This is a genomic window from Pedobacter sp. AC464, from assembly GCF_979253075.1.
On the sequence record NZ_CEEDBV010000002.1, the window covers coordinates 1730060 to 1746620 of the forward strand.

Sequence of the window (16561 nt, forward strand, 5' to 3'; positions counted from 1 at the left end):
TCTAAAACCCAAAAGAATGAAAAATTTAACCGCCACTACCAAGGCAAACAATTCAGTAAAATTGATGCATCGCATGGATTATCTATCTCTATGGCCAGATAAATATTTTGATTGGGCAATCGACGATCCGCCATATTTTGATGGTCCACAAAAGAAGAAATTCTTCGGAAATGAGATTTCTCCAATCAATGTTAAAAGGGTCAACTATAACCCTATTGCGTCATGGGACGTTCCAAAAGAAGAATACTTTAAAGAACTTATCAGGGTAAGCAAAAATCAAATAATTTGGGGATGTAACTATTATCAATTCCAATTTGGTCCAGGGAGAATAATTTGGGATAAATGCAATGGGGAATCATCGTTTTCAGATTGCGAAATTGCATTTTGTTCATCTCACTATTCTGTACGACTATTCAGATACATGTGGAATGGTATGATGCAGGGCCGTTCCATCACAGAAGGCCATCTTCAAAAAGGGAATAAAGCCCTTAACGAAACGCGAATTCATCAAAATCAAAAGCCTGTAGATTTATACAAATGGCTCTATCAAAAGTATTGTAAGATAGGCGATAAAATTATTGATTGTCATGTCGGATCTGGGTCTAACCGAATCGCAGCCTATGATTTTGGATGTGAATTTAATGGCTGCGAATTAGATGAAACGGTTTTTTTAAAACAGGAAAATCGATTCAGCACATATATAAAGCAGCAGACTTTATTCACACCGAAGCAACTGGCATTTTCATGAACCGTGGCACTTTGTTTAGCGGACCTTAAATGGAGAAACGAATCAATAAAGGCAGGTGGTAACGCAATTGTGCCGCACTAGCCTTGCAGATTTTTATGGCTATTGCAGAACATGAGAAAATAATCATGAATCAGTAAAGGTAGGGACTTGTGACCGTAGTGGTTGCGAGTCTCATTTTTAAGAAACCGGAATTATTTCTAAGTAGTGGAGTTATGTACTGAACCTATCACCCTTCTAAGTTCACTTATCACTGTTTCTTTGCTAAATAGCCATTTATTTTTTTTAAGTCTTTCGAAAATTTCCTCTATAACTATGTTACGCTCTCTATCGTTATAATAAAAGTCTATTCCTTCATACTGTCCAACGACTTCTTTGACAGTTTTAGTTAAGAAATTCATTGCATTGCGTGTGTTTTCATTACTTTCCTGTAAAGGTGAACTGATTGAGTTTTGGGTTCTTTGCTCGTGCATGATCGTATTCATTTGAGTCGATAATTTTTCGAGCGATGACATGACGAAATCATTGAATTGTATGTCTTTGGTTTCAATTCCTTTAACGTCAAAAGTACCGAAGTCTTTTAAGAATGTAGAGTAGCCTGGTTCCTTAGCTTTTTCGGCGGTTCCTTGTATTAGGGATTTAAGTTTTTCTTTAAAAGCTAATATCTTTCCATGCCTTAAATCGCGTGGATATATCAAATGCTCAATCGGGGAAGTATCAAACGAGATCTTTGTTTCATCATCAACAATCACGATAGTTGCTTTGTCAAAAGCTAATCTTAACCCTAATTCAAACATCACGTTAGCATTCTGCTTACTTACATCACATATTACAATATCATTAAGATAAAGATTCTGGACAATCCTTTTTTGAATTACCCCGCTAAAGTCAGCTGCACTCACTAAGTCACAATCATAACCACATTCATCTGCGACCTCGACAATTAATCCTTTCACCTCAACCCAGTGATCAGATGTTAGATCATCCATTGTTGAAATAGGCATGACTATGCCGCATTTTGGGCGCGACTGCGCTATTTGATCTTTTTCGGTTTTTTGTGTCATGAGAACATTTTTTAGCTAATATATAAAAGTAAATCTACAAGGTCATACAAATCTTGCGGTATGGCAACATAATTAAATCTCCTGTTCCAGGAACAGGTAACACATCATTCTTTGGATGATAGCTAACTGTTAAAAATTGTTAAATGAAAAATAATGAACAATTCCATGTTCAAAATGTTATATTTTCGTATACAAAAAACGGGTTTTGTGTAACAAATTGGGGGGTTCGTGTAAAGAAACCTCATTTAGGCCTAAATTGAAATATTTTGGTTCAAGTAAAAATTTATATATAAATTTAAGTCGAATTAGTGCTCTTCTGAAAAGATAGTGATTATAGCATATTTTTTATTGCGTATTGTTTACGGCAATAAAAATTGATACTTTTGCAACCCTTTTAACGTTAGACTAAATCTGACAATAGTGATATTTAGTGTAAAATATGTCAAAAAAAATAAAGATTCCAGAAGATTATATAGAGGGTATTGAAAAAATTCGCTCTTTCACGGAAGATGAATTTGCAGCTCTAAACGACATGATAAGGGCATTGCCGAAGGGCATTAGTCGGAAAGCTTTTTTCGAAGCAATTAGTAATCATTTAGGTCAAGCCGAAGATAAAATGGCTGAAGCGATTTTCAATTTCGGAAGTCTGCTCGCCTCTGATGATTATGATGACTTCGAAGAGGTGGCCAGAGATATCACGAGTTCTTTTACTGAAGCAGAGGTAAATGAAGATCGGGACTTTGGCGAAGAGGAGGTTAAATTTTTGGAAGATAGAATAGCGAATCTTTTAGTCAATCTTACAAATGTTAAGTTAACCTTTCAGGCATATGAATTAATTCGGAATTCGCAGAATCCTTTATTACACTCGTCTGTGAAGACGGATCTTCGTTTGATCGTTGAAAAGGATAACATCACTAGCACGAAAAATGGTGTCATCTTTTATAATCTAGAGCTTAGATATAGCAGTTCCAAAGGGATAAGGAATGAAACTCTCACATTGGATCAAGCGGACTTGATACTTTTAAAAAGACAGATAGAGGAATCTCTTAATCAAGAGGAAACTTTAAAGTTGAAGATGAAAGATATTACGTTCGTAGATACCACAATACAATAGCTATGGATTCAAACCATGATTTAAGATGTCTTCGCGATGTACCGCAGGAGGCAAGTCGTTATATAGTAACAAATAGGGGAAGAGAATCAAAATACTCATTCGATGATATACTTATGCCGCGCAAATCGGCAACCGTGGGATTCGATCTAAGTAATGTATTTAAACCTGCTAAACAAGGAAATGATTTACTCCCGTTAGTTCATTTAGGTAAGGTTCATTTTTTTCCAACGGAACTGAAAGAAATTGTTGATGAGATCGTACACTCCCAATCTTATTTAGAGTTACAATTTGATTGGGATAATTATGGATCACTAGCATTGGATCATGATGTCTATAAGATTGCTATTGATTGGCTAATTCAGTACTCACTATTTTTACATAAAACCTGGAATCTTGTTACTAAAGGGTTGGAGATCAACATGTGTGCAAATGGAAGTCTAGATTTCTCATGGGTCACCGAAAAATCACGTCTTTTAATAAATTTTAAAAAGATTGATGGAACTGTACGCGCCCTGTTTTTTGGCTATAACTTGTCAGTAAATGACAAAATCACTAAAATTGAGAAACGTGGGGAAATAGATTTAACTTCATTCGATGAGTCATTTGCTGTATGGATGAAATCGTTAGCTTAGAAGGCAAGATGCCTTGGCCAGTTGAAACAATTCCTGATGAAAGCAATCTATTTAGAAGACTTCATTTTGCGGCGAGAGTACGAAAAACTAGGACACCGGGCGAAAATGCTTTCACTTTACGAGAAGGTGAAGCGTATCTTTCATTTAATTGGGACAAATATTTTGGAATAAAAGAAAGTTTTCTTGAGATCGGTTTAAATCTTAATCGAAAGCAAACCGATTGGGTTAATATTCGTGACTATGACCTTTTGAAGTATTCAACCAAATTTCTGCGGGCGATGCCAGAGGTTGAAGAGATATTACATGAACCACTTTTTAATGGCGATCCATCACCAATTGGGCTGCCAAACAATCGTTCGCATTCAGGTTTGTTTTTAGTTAGCGATGATGACACAAAATTTAGAAGTGTGTTGGCTGAATATTCGCAACAAAATATTAATGACTGCAATTGTCATTTCGAACATTCATCCATTGATGCTGAGTTGAATGAGTTAAGAGAAAGGGGTAACGACACTCCTTTCCATAAGGTATAAATTTGATAGATATCGGCTAATCAGCCGATATTTTTATTTATCGGCTTTTCACCCGATATTGGATATATTGAAAAATTTGAAAGTTAAATTTTGATACCGTCTTTCCTCATTTCGTTGAGTAGAGGTTGAACATTTGGAAGTTCTTTAATGTCATCAAAATTTATTGGTTTTATTTTTTTAGCATAGTCCTCCAAAAAACCATTTTTCCGGAAATAATCTCTGTCGGAATACCAAGGATGGTCTAAGGCCATCGGAACATTCCAATCTTTAGCGGTTGCATCTGATGAAAAATTTAAGCCATCAATAATAGCCCTATCAAGTGCGGTTACATCAAATTCAGACGGATTAATAATTGTCATCAAGTGAAGTGAACCTTCTTGATAAACAATAAATTGTATGCGCTCCAATGGATGCTCGATTTCTGGCAGCGTTTCCAAAAGCATGTACAGCCAACCTTTCAGGCTATGATTCTCATCTAGTGATTTTGATAAATGAACGTAAATGCTTCCACCGAAATAAAGAATTTTTTCATCTGGCAAAGCGTGTTGTATATTTTGCGCCAACTGTTTGCCGTATAAACCTTTGTTTTGTTCTAGCTCCATAATCCGTTATCATCGATATATTTCCCAAACGCGTCAACCATTTGTTGCAACATTTGGCGACCACTGTTCTGTTCCCAGCCATTCGCCCCCTTTCTGATAGTACCGATTAGCACGTCACCTATACTAAAAACTTGAAATGGGGTTCCGTCGGTGAATTGAGTTATTCGGTAATCGCAAGAAGTAAATTTGGGGTGTGAGAAATGATAAATAAAGTTAACCATAATTTTTAATAAGTTATTAGTGGTCTTCGTGTTCAATTGCAGCGCCAATCTTTTGCACTAAATCCTCTGCAATCAAGTCTTTGGTTTTCCAGATTATGGAGGGATGGCCCTTTACGAATTCGGAATAAATGATGCCAGCATAAACCCCGTCCAAGCTGACATGATATTCGTTTTCACGCTCTGCTTTCACCGCCACGTCGTAGGTATTGATTTTAAAATTGTATATCAGCATAGTTTTTACCTTTCAACATCTGTTAATTCAGATAGTTTTTCAATCAATGTGTCGAGTTCAGCCTGGGTATACTGGTCTGTATAGTTTTGGAAGCAGACATCCCATTCAAACCGTTTAACAATCATTCCGTAATAATAGTTATCCATCATGATGTGATAGCAGTTTCCGCCAGCTCCTGATGGTGAGCTTAAATTTACCACTTTGGTTTCATTTCCAAACACTGCAATAAAAATAATGTCGCCACTTCGCATGAACAAAGTTTGAAAATACTAAAATATTTAGCAAAAAAACTTTTAAACAAAAAATGCATATGTCTGTTTATTAGTCATTTGTAATTAACAGATGAATATGGTTATGGAACTAAAAGACTATCAACTCAATATTTTATCCTTAATAGCAGAGGGTTACTCAAGTGAAGAAATATCCAAAAAAATACATTTAAGCAAAAGGACTGTGGAAGGAATTCGTTTAAAATTGATTCGGACCTTCAAAGTTAAAAATACACCCTCGCTGATTTATCATGCCTTAAAAAAGGGCGTTATATAGATGAAAGGCAGAAATACATCCATATCCCTGCCTTGACTCTAATTAATCTAATGTGTCATAATAACACAATCTAAATGACCAAGGTTTTAAAAAAAAAGCAGGTATAAATTAATATGCCTGCTTTCTATCTAAATTAACGCTCTCAGTTTGTGAAAATTGATGTGAGTTTCTCACGCTCATGCCCAAAGTTACCTATTTCCGAAATCTTAGCCAAACAAGAAAACCAATTACGACTGCAACGCCAATCACCATTGCGAACGTTCCAACTGTTGGCTTGGTATCTTTGCTTTTCACTGCATCAAGCGATTTGGATTTACTCTCCCTTTGAGATTTATCGATGCTGTCTTTTTCGAGTTTGCTCATAGCAGCTAAATACCTCGAGCTGTCCGTAATGTTTGTGCTGTTAGTTATCTCCCGGTTGATAACCATTTCGTTAAATGGAATAGACTGCTTTTTGCCACCTTTTTTGATGTTGGCCGTCAGTGTATTGTTAACCGGATCCCGTGTTATTGTCAACTCCACTCCATTGCCCTTTAAAGTTAAAGCAGTATCGCCCTTTAAGCTTTTAGCTGTGTCGATTTTAAACGTTCCGGTCAATTCAATCGGGCCGTCATCTGGAGCAGATTTGTAAGATATAGTTTCTTTGAGCGTTGAATTGCTTTTATCGAAATAATACTTATTTGCTGAAACTACGCTGTCAACTTTCAAAGTGCTGACCGTAACATCAGTTTTTACCGACTCCTGTTCTGAATGTTTCTCGAGCTTCTTGTTTTTCAATATCCTGCATCCATTACTGGGTAGAATAAACAAGAGCGCAATAATGATTAATACAAAATTTTTCATTTCTTTTTAGGTTTAATAATAATTGTACTTTGTTTATTGTTAAGCTGGAGGTAACGTTCAAGTTTCTCATAGCTGTTATCTGCTCGGTGCAGCAACAAACCGTTAAGGCTATCAATTACCTCGTCTTTGTTTTTCACTTCCTTTTTTAAATCGGCTTTTTCGGCCCGCTCATTCTCGATTGTTTTATTCAAATTGGCGATAGTTTCTTTTGAACTATCGGTAAACTTGTAGACGAAAAACCACATCACAGAAATGGCAACAAGCATGTAGTATGTTGCCGGAGATTTCACCACCTGGCGAAATGGAACTTTAGGTATATTCTGCATCGTAGTTTAATTAAGGCTTTCTCATGCCAGCAGCAATTAGCCTGGTATCGTAATTATATTTTCTGTAGTTTTCGCCATTGTAGTAATAAGCGAATGTTTTCGCATCACCCATTTTTAAAGCCGTGTCGAGCTTTTTATTTGACTTAATGAATCGTATAGCCAGTTCAAGTTGATTCCGCTCGGAAACCTTCGCAAAATCCCACATCTCGCCAACGGTTTTAAATCCGAGTAGCTTGTAATGAAATCCCATGACCTGCATTAGTCCAATTGACGTTGATTTCATGGCCGCTACAGGACTGCTTGCAAATGCGCTATTAAATGCTTTCCACTCGGTAGATTGACTTTCTACGCCATTGACTTGCCAGGTTACATTCTTCGTGTCACTTTTCCAATCGAGCTTGTTTCTTTTGAACCAGGAAGGTTCAAACTGAATGATAATCTTTCCGGTGTCGGTTGCAAAACCAATACCTCCAGATTCTACTTTCACTACGGCGTTGAGGTTGCCGTAGGTATAACCGTTTTTAGTGGCGAGTTCGGCTATCTCGCTTTTTATTAATCTTTCCACACCAAATCCCTTTCACGTTTTTCATTCTATTGAGCGCCTGCTCCACTTACCTTCGATTTAAACGAGGTTAAATCCGTTACTGCTTCCTGCCAACTTTTAAAATAGTAGTTTGTTCCCATGGTGACAAATGTTGACGAACTGTCCTGCATCTGGTTTAACGATGCGTACTCGGCCGGGTTCCTGTCTTTATTTGAAAAATTGGCTTCAAACGTTATGTTTCTATCTACAAAAACCCTGCCTCCAGTAGCATAGATGTCCGCCAGTCCACCATCCCAATCTCGGATGGTATTTAATCGGCCAACTGTGTTACCAATTATTTCAGCGTCGGTCGTTAACAGCTTTCCTTTTGATGCATTGATTGCGTTCTGTAGATATGGAGGCAGCTGAACCTCGAATGCTCCATACTTAAAAGAGTTATAGCAAATGTTATTATAAATTTTAATGGTTTTCCTCGTTCCGGTTAAGCTCACGCCCCATGCCCGGATTAAATTGCCCTGGAAGTTGGTGAGCTTGTTATCGTGCAAGCTGCCGTTTCCAGTCATCGAAAAAATACCACTGTGAGGACCGTGATTTGCATCAGATAAACCCTCGAGGTTTTGATTGCTAATTGTGTTGTAGGCAATTTCATAATCTTCAGATGCACCCATCCAAACGATGGAAGCCCAGTCGCAATTGTTAACTTTATTATTGATGAACTTAAAGCCTTTGTATAAGCCCGCTATTTTGCCAGTGTTTTCATCAATACCTCCGCCGGCATTAAAAAGCGAATTTGAGTTTTCAAAAACACAATTTTCAATTTTCCAGTTCAAATGCACTGTCTTGTCAGTTCCATCGTAAAAAGTGTTTGCAGCTTCGTTCGTTATTGTATAGTTTTCAACGTTAGCGAAGGTCATGTCATGCAGGCAAAGCGTATTGATAAACCCGCCGATGGTGATGGCTCGATAGCTTTGTGATTTCCATTTAAAACCGAAAACCTCAATGTTGCTACCGTTACCGATATACATCGACCCGGTTAATCCAGTTACATCAGTTCCGTCAACTTTTACATTATTGCCATTGAAAGAAATTAAATCATAATTACCGGGCTTAATCTTTACGTTCTTATTCGAGATGTCTCCCAAATTTAGCTGACCTTTACCGTCACCTGCAACAATCCAACCTGGTGAAGATACGGGCGGCGCTGTTACAGGCGGAGTGACTGGAATCCGGTCATATAATTCTTTCACTTGTGTGGCCGTAATCGACGACGCGCCAGAGTAATTCAAAATAGTTCCGTCATCAACTTTTACAGTCGAATTGACAACCTTTGAGTACTTGTGTTTCTTCTTTCCTTTATCAGTAAAAGTTTGGGCCATCGAACCAGCAGTAAATGCCAGCAAGGCCAGAGATAGTAATAATTGTTTTTTCATAATTTTCATTTTAAAGTTCTTTGAATTGCATTGCGTTTATCCCGGTATAGCCATCGCCAACCTGCACGGCTCTAAACCAAATCGGTATTGTTCCACTAACCGGCACCACCTCTTTGTAATACCAGCATATCTTTTTGCCTGCATCAGGAATACCCATCGAGAACCAGTTTGCACCATTGTCAAAGGATACTGCCGTTTGAGATGAGTTATCTGGATAGTCCAATCCATTCGCTGTTGTTATGCCGTAGGTTTTGGAGTTATCCAAACCTTCCAGGCTAAACTTTAATAATGACTGACTGCCTCGGTAACACAACATGCTTGTAGCATATCTCCATACATCAGGAAAGTTTGCAGGTTTATTTGTCAACTCTGTTGGGTTTGTTCCATCAACCCACGGATAAGATTCAGTCTCATCAAAAAACGAGTTGGCATCTCTCCGTAACTTGAGAGTGCTGGCCGCTCCGGCATCAGTTAATAGAGTATTTGCCTCGTTATCATTGCCCCAAATATTCCAGCCAGGTATCGCAGATTTTTGCGATGCAGAATTGTTCATCGACACATTAAATGTGCGACTCGTACCGCTTGCTATTGGCGCCTTCAGTGACGCCATCATCATCCTTCTAATCATTACGGCGCTTGGTTTATCGAGTAAAGAATCAGCGTTGAATTAATATACTGGCAGTAGATGTAGTTTACAGTGGAAGCCACATAATTTCCAGAGCCGGAAAGTTTCTTAAACTTCGAATCAAATGTTGGCGCTGTAGCACTGTTGTGAATAACCAAGGCGACCACCCCAACTACGGCACTAGTCGCGGACCCGGTAATGTTCCCTGCCAAAGGCGCAGCAAATGTTCCCTGAATATTGTCGGCTGCAAAACTTAGCGCGAGACTCGTTCCTGCCGTTGCTGCAATATTTGCTTTTAATGCTAAGGCTGTATTTACAGCCGTGGCGCTCGGAGCTACAGTTGTACTCGCGTTTAAGCTGTTTTGCACCTTTGCAGCAATGGAGCTAGTCAATGCTTTTATATCAGCACCGATGGCAGTTATTAAAAGGCCGATTCTTGCTGATAATGTCATTATACTTTAGCAGTTGTATAAAGTGAAACCAAATCGGTATCGGGATTGCCCAGTTCCACCGAACCATATGCATCAATGTTTTGCCTTGCCTGTAATTTTTCTGCCGCTGAAAAGGTTTGAACGCTATCGACTGAAACACGCTTGCCAAGGGCAGAGACAATTCCTGCAGTTCCGCTAACATCACTTGCGATGTAGTCTGCAATTTCCTTAAGGGTGTCATAAGCCGTTGCAGGAACTCCACCTAAAAGCTCATTCTTTAAGGCCAGAATTTGGCTTTTAATCTTATCGATAGAATAAGTTTTCGTTGCTCCTGAAACAGCCGCATCATCAATCACCGCCGAAGCTCCGCCGGTGTTTGCCAGGGCGAAAATTTCGTTTAGGGCAGCAACGATGTTTGTCTTGTTTGACGTGCTCAAAGCAGACAGGTTTCCAATCGTATTTGTTAAGCTTTTAACGTCTCCTCCAATCGCTTGAGCGAGCAGCGTTATCCTTTGCTGTAATGTCATAATTTTGATATTTGATATAATAATGTTAAGTCCGTATCTGTATTGCCGATATCCTCTTTCAACTCTTCCACCTCCTCGGCCGCGTCGGTACTTACAACTATTTCTACCTCTACCGGTGGCGCTGGCTGAACAATCAGCTCAATGTTTAATTCCTGATTTTCGATTTCCATATTAAAAATTCTTTTCAACCGGAAACTCAAACGTCTGGTACTTTTCTACAAAGCCAGTCGAGTCGGTAAACTTTAAATCACCAACGTGAAGGCCTATTTTTGCAGGAAATAGTTTGATTTTTGGAAAATTGATTTTTCCAGTTAAGCCGCCAGGCTCAAGTATCAACAGATGCTCCGGGTCCGTTTCTTCAGTAGACCACTTGTAAGTAAGGCGGCTTTGCGAATCGTAAATGGCTAGCTCAACACTGTAGCCTGCAAGTGATTTGTAGACGTCGCCTTCCTTAATTCGTACAGAGAATGGACGCATCCCTGTTTCGAAGTAATACTCTTCCGTTATCCTTGTTACACCTACTTTCGACATGATTATTTTTTTACGAACAAAGCCTCAACTTTGGCTACTTCTGCCATCACCTCGCCAAGTAAATCAACGTCGGTAGGAGCGCCGTTAAAGTTTATCGAGTTACTCCCGCCTACAGAATAAGTCATGTTGAAAAACTGTGTCGGCGCTGTCTCTTTTGATGCATCCACACTAATCAGTTTTGGAGCTTGGCCGTTTTCTGATTCATAATTTAAGTTGACTTTCCAGTCTCCGATTTTACCTCCCAGGTATTTCTTTTCGGATGTTTTTGTTACTTCCAATGCCATGATTATTTTACTTTATCAATGAAATATTTAATTATTTGCTCTTTAATCCATAGAATGTAATCAAGGCTTTTTAAAAGCATAATTATATCCTGAAGCTCACTTTGTTCAACTTCTACCGATTCGCCTTTGTGCAAAGATTTCGCGATATCGTGCAGCTCAATTGTTCTCGAGCTTTTATAGATGTCGTTGGCCAGCGTTTTTACGATATTGTTTACAATGGTGACTTCACCATTTAAATCGGTTACGACAATCTCATTCAGATTAATGCTTGTTTTGGTAGGTTGTTCTTTTACTTTTTTCATTCTTGCTTATATTAATCCCAGTACGAGACCGGAAAATCCTTCGACATTTATTTCTTGAGCAATCACCCGACGCGATACTGTGGTAGGATTGCCGCCTGAATACTGAATGTTATTTATGATAAATCCACCCTCGACATCTAGCTTTACATAGCCTAAGTCAGAAAGGGGCGCGCATCCGATTGAATGCCTTGAGTCGCCATTGTAAAACAGATGCATACCTGATGCGCTAAGTGTTGATTTTTTAACGCCTGTCACGGAGTTAACAGCTATGCCCGCGCCATATTCAACCGTGCCGTCAATCCTCACTCTTTCTATGGCCGTGTCATCATCCAGGGCAATTAAATCGATGTTGTTCTTGATGATTCTGATATTGTTTTCAGAGGAAAGAATTTCAACACGTTTGTCGTTGTTTGACGTCCGAATGCTTTTGGAAACAATCTCGAGGGATTCAATGTAACCGGCATTGACGATGTTGGCGCGTATCGCACCGGCATCGAGTAAATTAGTATTAACCTTTCCACCGCTCACTAAGAACTGGCCTCCAAGCGCCCATTGTTCAATATCCTGAAAGGCCGTATTTTTTAAATTGGCTGTTAGATTGTTATAGGCTGTATTTGCAGCAGTAGCAGCATTTTGCGCTGTTTGTATTGCTGCCGCAGTATCCGAAATAGACGGACTCCAAGCCGTAGCTTTTTGGCCTTTTTCGATTTTAATATCTCGAACATATAAATAAACATAAGGTATATAAGCAAAGTCAATAAAGTTGTAAACGCCATCAAAATTACTGGCATAAAAACTTAATTGGTAATATTGCGGTGTTGTTGATATAGTGATACTTTGGTTTAAATTATCGTTAAGGTCAACAGATATATTATAATTGCCATTACCAAATGCCCAAAAACTAACCGTGTACCATCCTGCGTATTCTGAAAATGATGCGCCACCACTAACTATTGGCGATATTCTGACATTACTAAGAGATTGACTATTTCCAACCATAGTAAATCCGTTTCTATTATCTGCATCTGTGTTTCTTGAAACAAGATAACCACCAACACCACCGGCAACATCAGGATATACAAGTATTCCCGTATAATTAGGACTGTTTGAATAAAGATTTACCCCACCAATAGCCAAACTATTAACCAATTGCTGTGAATAACCCACGGCATCACTACGTGCGGAGCTCGCTTTGGCTGCCGCATCAGCAGATGCCGCAGCAATTGCCGCAGTTTGGGCCACATTTGCTTTCGATGTGGAAACACTGTCTGCATATGTTTGGGCTGCAGCAATTGCTGCAACGGTTTTTATATCTGTGTATCCGTTTGCATTGGTGACTGCTGTTAAAAATTTAGCCTGGCTGTCGGCCTTGGCCTCGGCCAAATTTGCTACTGCCTGTGAAATCCTGGCCGCCTCCTCTGCACTTACTATACCATCTGCATACGTTTTCGCCACTTCTCTCTCTAAAGCACTTTGTGATGTGGCATAATTAACCGCAGCCGTTTGTGCAGCGTTTGCCAAATCAATTGCATTTTTATCTGTATCATAAACAGATGGGCTCCATGCCGTAGCTTTTTGGCCTTTTTCAATTTTAAAATTTTGAAGTCTGAAATACTGCCAACCTATGCCTGCAAAATCAACAAAGTTGTAAACATTTGGTGTGGCATCGTGCAGAGTAACGAAGAAAGTAAAAGCAAATTTTTGCCAGGTATCAACACCATTATAGACTATTGTTTGTGGGTCCTGGTCACAAGCATCAACTTGAAAAACACCGTTTCCATTGCTTGAAACTTCACCAGAAACAGTCCAAAAACCGTTGGCATCTATAACATTTCCTATTCTTAAAACTCCATTGGTTGAACCCTGCGAACCAACCGCACCGACACCGTTTAAAACATTCACCCCACCGTAATCACCATTCTTTCGATATTGCGGATTCTGTAAACCACCGGATGCATTTAACGGTGAATTACTACTGAAAGTGTTAACACCACCTATCTGTAAATTATTAACTAATGCAGTAGCATTTATTAAAGCTGTGTTTGCCGCAGATGTGGCAAAACTCTGTGCATTACTCTGTGCAGTGTTGGCAACTGTTTGTGCAAAATTTTGAGTCGCAGCATTACCACCAGTAACTGTTATTTCTCCTTTAAACTTTCCGTTCGTCAGATAGACATTTTCGCCATACAAGCCGTATCCAGTCAATGCACCAAAATCAGCATCAACTATCCCGTTTAATCTTCCTAAACGGACCTTAGTTTTGCCAGACAAATTTGCAGAGTTAATACCATCCAAAACATCCATGTAAGGTGCATTGGTATCGCTTGCAGTTAAATACAATAAACCCTGTCTATTGGTATTCGATGTGCTACCAAACCTTGCAACCACATCGCCCGCCGCGGGTACGCCCACACCATCGATGATTGTGATGCTGAAAGCACTACCATCCGATGCAACGTAAATAACCCTGGCAAAATAGTATTTGATACCTGTACCATTCCAAACCTGGCAACGTAGTAGATCGTTTACCTGGAAAGGCACTAATATGGTACCGTTTGCAGTATCGATAAAACAATCCCAGTTAGCTCCGCTTAGAGCCGTAACTCTTAATAATTTAATTGTATCTGTAACTGCCAGGGCACCGTTTGTTGCATTAATTTTATTGACAGTCAGCTCGTAAACATTCATCTGTTTGCGTACGGTCAGGTTGTCGAAAGTAGCATTGCCATTTTCATCAACTAAGAATCCATAACCAGTAAAACCACTAACAAATGCAGGCGAGCCAACAGATTTAAATTTGACATCGTTATTGGTTTTCACTGGCTGATTTAACCAATCCGCAAATAGAGCACCTGACCATTTACCGGAGTCTAAAGCATAGTCGGCCAAGTCAGCACGTAACGCACGAGTAGCTAAATCAGCAATGTTTGAATGGTTGGCATTCGTAGCGTAATCAGATAGATTCGAATGATTGGCATTTTGAGCAAAGTCTGCAAAGCCTGCATTAGTCTTTAATCCATCAAGTAGCAGATATCCGCTTTCTTCACTTAGTCTGCTAACAAGTCCTGAATTAGGAGTTGATGGATTCGACGGCGGATTGTTTACTCCTGATGGCTGGCCGATGCTCACGCCAGTTTTATCCTTTAGATTTCCAGTGTCAGTTCCTGTTTCATAAGGTACGATGACATTTACTGCATCATTAATCCCTTCGAACAAAACAAGCTTGTATTCTTCATTCAGGATATCAAAATCACCGCTTAATACCAGGTAGTTTCCGACTTCCTGATTGATATGGAATAAGCTGATAGGAGATACAATTTGCTGTGAGGCAAACTTCGCATCAAATATGTTTTTCGGCCTTGAATTCAGTCTTAAAATGCTGTCTGCCACAACAAACAACAGCGGTTTATTTTCAGACAAGCCGAAACCAACTCGATTCCATTGTGACGTAGTATTTCCGCCAACTAAAATTTGACTGGTCCTTAAATTACTGGCCTCATCCCCATGAAGCAATAAAGCCGGGTCGCCAGAATAAGTTAAGTTTTTAGGTTGAATCAATCTTAAATATTCGCCGACGGCTGGAGTCAAGACCGCGTCCGCCACTGAAACACTTAAGCTTAAATTATCGAAATGAGTTTCGCGGGGAGAGTAATTGTTGCCGCTCTTTCTATAGACTTGAGCAAAAGCAAAAGTCAATTGGTAATCGGTTGAGCCTGCAGGAATCTCAAAGTTTACATTGAATATTTTATTGGCAGCAATATCGCCACCATTCAACTTTATTCCGTACGGCACGCCAGAACCAACCCATCCATCTTTCGAAAAGTATTGGCCCTGATTGTTGGTAATTACTAACTGAAGCTCGTAGTCGTTCAATGGCGAGCCAAGATTGTAAACAACCATTTCAAAGCTGATTGTTACTCTCTCATTTGCTCTAACCTGGATTGGATTTGTGGAGCGAACCATCTGGCCGGCTCCGGTATCGGCAGCGAAAACAATTAACGAGTGACCAGTAACAACAGTTGTTCCAGTAGATAAATCAGTTTCGGTACTATCGGCCACACCTGCATTAACTCCGTTAAGTTTTTCCCATCCCGGAAAGAATCCGTTAACTACAGTGTTGAAATCTCCGTTTGACGCGGCATTTTTTACAAATCCATATTGATAGTAAGCCATGGAGTTTTTGAAAGCTCTGGCCTTTGAAATATCATGCGTCCGGTCAAGTACCGGAGCTTCATCATCCGCCGCGCCTGCGAAAATGACATCGTTAATATTAAACTGCTGAATGAATGCTCCAGTGTAATCATATTTCCAAGCTGGAACATTTCCTTTTGTGGCTTCTAATGTGTTTACGATATACCATGCGCCTTTTGCCTGGCATAACTTAGCGCCATACCTGACTAAAATTGAACGTAAAACTTCATGGCATGAAAAAGGATTTGAACTCGAATCGATAAACCTGTCCTGGTTGATTGATGACTGCGCGAGTGGGCAATCACTTAGGTTCATGTGAGATTCAAAAAGGTTAACACCAATTATAATCGGCAATGATAGACCAGTTTTAGCCAGACATTTAACGATGATGTTTTTATCCGTGTCGAATCCTTTGTAAGGACCGACATCGCTAAACGGAACCTCTTTTAAGTTTCCTAAGGTATCAGTCGCTTTAATGCCGATATCGTAGCTGTCGTTATCATAAGGCTTGCTTAAGCCTTCAGGTAGATTGAAGCCAGACCAATACAAATCACCGTTCAAAAAGATATCGGTTCGCCAGTCTCTCTCGTCTTCAGTCTCTAACACATCTGCATTGAAATTGGCGTTTGAAACAAGCGTAAGCGATAGCTCACTGCCATTGATTGTCTCCGTAACGATGTCAGTATCTTTCTGTTTGATACGAAATCCAGAAACACCGATTCGTTCGGGATTCGCGATAGGAGGGTTAAGTTCGCGTTTATTTAAAACTATGCGTACAGGGATTCCCGATAATGAACATGTTAAAACCTCGAACTTTGCATTGTACACCATATCTCTC

21 protein-coding genes are annotated in these 16561 nt (G+C 39.5%); 5 read left to right on the plus strand and 16 right to left on the minus strand.

The features are described 5' to 3' along the window. The first annotated feature begins 16 nt into the window (after positions 1-16). Complete coding sequence (locus AC0IWT_RS18460; RefSeq protein WP_471798283.1) at positions 17-748, plus strand: DNA methyltransferase; 732 nt, start codon at positions 17-19, stop codon at positions 746-748. Positions 749-945: 197 nt separating this feature from the next. Here the strand turns inward: AC0IWT_RS18460 and AC0IWT_RS18465 are convergent, their stop codons facing one another. Continuing rightward, positions 946-1809, minus strand: a complete 864-nt coding sequence (locus AC0IWT_RS18465; protein WP_471798284.1) for a hypothetical protein — start codon at positions 1807-1809, stop codon at positions 946-948. 439 nt (positions 1810-2248) lie between these two features. On the opposite strand from AC0IWT_RS18465, the gene AC0IWT_RS18470 reads away from it, so the two are divergent. The 3 genes from AC0IWT_RS18470 to AC0IWT_RS18480 are packed head-to-tail and all read left to right on the plus strand — an operon-like array spanning position 2249 to position 4088. Beyond that, entirely contained in the window at positions 2249-2923 is a 675-nt protein-coding gene (locus tag AC0IWT_RS18470) for a hypothetical protein (protein ID WP_471798285.1), read from the plus strand. A 2-nt stretch (positions 2924-2925) separates the two neighbouring features. Continuing rightward, the gene (locus tag AC0IWT_RS18475; RefSeq protein ID WP_471798286.1) at positions 2926-3555 is read left to right on the plus strand and encodes a hypothetical protein; all 630 of its coding nucleotides are present in this window, start codon (positions 2926-2928) and stop codon (positions 3553-3555) included. Then, positions 3534-4088, plus strand: a complete 555-nt coding sequence (locus AC0IWT_RS18480) for a hypothetical protein (protein WP_471798287.1) — start codon at positions 3534-3536, stop codon at positions 4086-4088. Before AC0IWT_RS18475 ends, AC0IWT_RS18480 begins: the two co-directional genes overlap by 22 nt. 83 nt (positions 4089-4171) lie before the next feature. Here AC0IWT_RS18480 and AC0IWT_RS18485 read toward each other — a convergent pair whose 3' ends face one another. The 3 genes from AC0IWT_RS18485 to AC0IWT_RS18495 all read right to left on the minus strand — a co-directional run bounded on the left by AC0IWT_RS18485 (position 4172) and on the right by AC0IWT_RS18495 (position 5394). Continuing rightward, entirely contained in the window at positions 4172-4690 is a 519-nt protein-coding gene (locus AC0IWT_RS18485; RefSeq protein ID WP_471798288.1) for a hypothetical protein, read from the minus strand. 237 nt (positions 4691-4927) lie between these two features. Beyond that, positions 4928-5143, minus strand: a complete 216-nt coding sequence (locus tag AC0IWT_RS18490; RefSeq protein WP_471798289.1) for a hypothetical protein — start codon at positions 5141-5143, stop codon at positions 4928-4930. A 5-nt stretch (positions 5144-5148) separates the two neighbouring features. Next, positions 5149-5394 carry a hypothetical protein gene (locus AC0IWT_RS18495; RefSeq protein ID WP_471798290.1) on the minus strand — a complete coding sequence of 82 codons (246 nt, stop codon included), beginning with the start codon at positions 5392-5394 and terminating at the stop codon, positions 5149-5151. Between the two features lie 103 nt (positions 5395-5497). Between AC0IWT_RS18495 and AC0IWT_RS18500 the strand changes: the two genes are divergently transcribed. Continuing rightward, positions 5498-5689: a LuxR C-terminal-related transcriptional regulator gene (locus AC0IWT_RS18500; RefSeq protein ID WP_471798291.1), complete on the plus strand. Its 192-nt coding sequence runs from the start codon at positions 5498-5500 to the stop codon at positions 5687-5689. A 192-nt stretch (positions 5690-5881) separates the two neighbouring features. Here AC0IWT_RS18500 and AC0IWT_RS18505 read toward each other — a convergent pair whose 3' ends face one another. Genes AC0IWT_RS18505 through AC0IWT_RS18560 form a run of 12 tightly spaced genes read right to left on the minus strand, consistent with a single transcriptional unit; the run spans position 5882 to position 16554 of the window. Continuing rightward, on the minus strand, positions 5882-6532 hold the full coding sequence (locus AC0IWT_RS18505; protein WP_471798292.1) for a hypothetical protein: 651 nt from the start codon (positions 6530-6532) through the stop codon (positions 5882-5884). Further along, positions 6529-6858, minus strand: a complete 330-nt coding sequence (locus tag AC0IWT_RS18510; RefSeq protein WP_471798293.1) for a hypothetical protein — start codon at positions 6856-6858, stop codon at positions 6529-6531. The genes AC0IWT_RS18505 and AC0IWT_RS18510 overlap by 4 nt, the downstream gene beginning before the upstream one ends. Before the next feature lie 10 nt (positions 6859-6868). Next, positions 6869-7423, minus strand: coding sequence for an N-acetylmuramidase family protein (locus tag AC0IWT_RS18515; RefSeq protein ID WP_471798294.1), 555 nt, complete (start codon positions 7421-7423; stop codon positions 6869-6871). 26 nt (positions 7424-7449) lie between these two features. Then, on the minus strand, positions 7450-8832 hold the full coding sequence (locus tag AC0IWT_RS18520; RefSeq protein WP_471798295.1) for a hypothetical protein: 1383 nt from the start codon (positions 8830-8832) through the stop codon (positions 7450-7452). 10 nt (positions 8833-8842) lie between these two features. Next, positions 8843-9460, minus strand: coding sequence for a hypothetical protein (locus AC0IWT_RS18525; protein ID WP_471798296.1), 618 nt, complete (start codon positions 9458-9460; stop codon positions 8843-8845). Further along, a complete protein-coding gene (locus tag AC0IWT_RS18530; protein WP_471798297.1) occupies positions 9460-9909 on the minus strand; it encodes a hypothetical protein in 450 nt (149 codons plus the stop codon). The genes AC0IWT_RS18525 and AC0IWT_RS18530 overlap by 1 nt, the downstream gene beginning before the upstream one ends. Beyond that, positions 9909-10415: a hypothetical protein gene (locus AC0IWT_RS18535; protein ID WP_471798298.1), complete on the minus strand. Its 507-nt coding sequence runs from the start codon at positions 10413-10415 to the stop codon at positions 9909-9911. The genes AC0IWT_RS18530 and AC0IWT_RS18535 overlap by 1 nt, the downstream gene beginning before the upstream one ends. Then, positions 10412-10585 carry a hypothetical protein gene (locus AC0IWT_RS18540; protein ID WP_471798299.1) on the minus strand — a complete coding sequence of 58 codons (174 nt, stop codon included), beginning with the start codon at positions 10583-10585 and terminating at the stop codon, positions 10412-10414. The genes AC0IWT_RS18535 and AC0IWT_RS18540 overlap by 4 nt, the downstream gene beginning before the upstream one ends. Before the next feature lies 1 nt (position 10586). Then, positions 10587-10946 (minus strand): hypothetical protein, encoded by a 360-nt coding sequence (locus tag AC0IWT_RS18545; RefSeq protein WP_471798300.1) that lies wholly within the window; start codon positions 10944-10946, stop codon positions 10587-10589. A gap of 2 nt (positions 10947-10948) precedes the next feature. Beyond that, positions 10949-11230, minus strand: coding sequence for a hypothetical protein (locus AC0IWT_RS18550; protein WP_471798301.1), 282 nt, complete (start codon positions 11228-11230; stop codon positions 10949-10951). A 2-nt stretch (positions 11231-11232) separates the two neighbouring features. Then, positions 11233-11532, minus strand: coding sequence for a hypothetical protein (locus AC0IWT_RS18555; RefSeq protein ID WP_471798302.1), 300 nt, complete (start codon positions 11530-11532; stop codon positions 11233-11235). A gap of 6 nt (positions 11533-11538) precedes the next feature. Further along, positions 11539-16554 carry a hypothetical protein gene (locus AC0IWT_RS18560; RefSeq protein WP_471798303.1) on the minus strand — a complete coding sequence of 1672 codons (5016 nt, stop codon included), beginning with the start codon at positions 16552-16554 and terminating at the stop codon, positions 11539-11541. Positions 16555-16561: the final 7 nt, after the last annotated feature.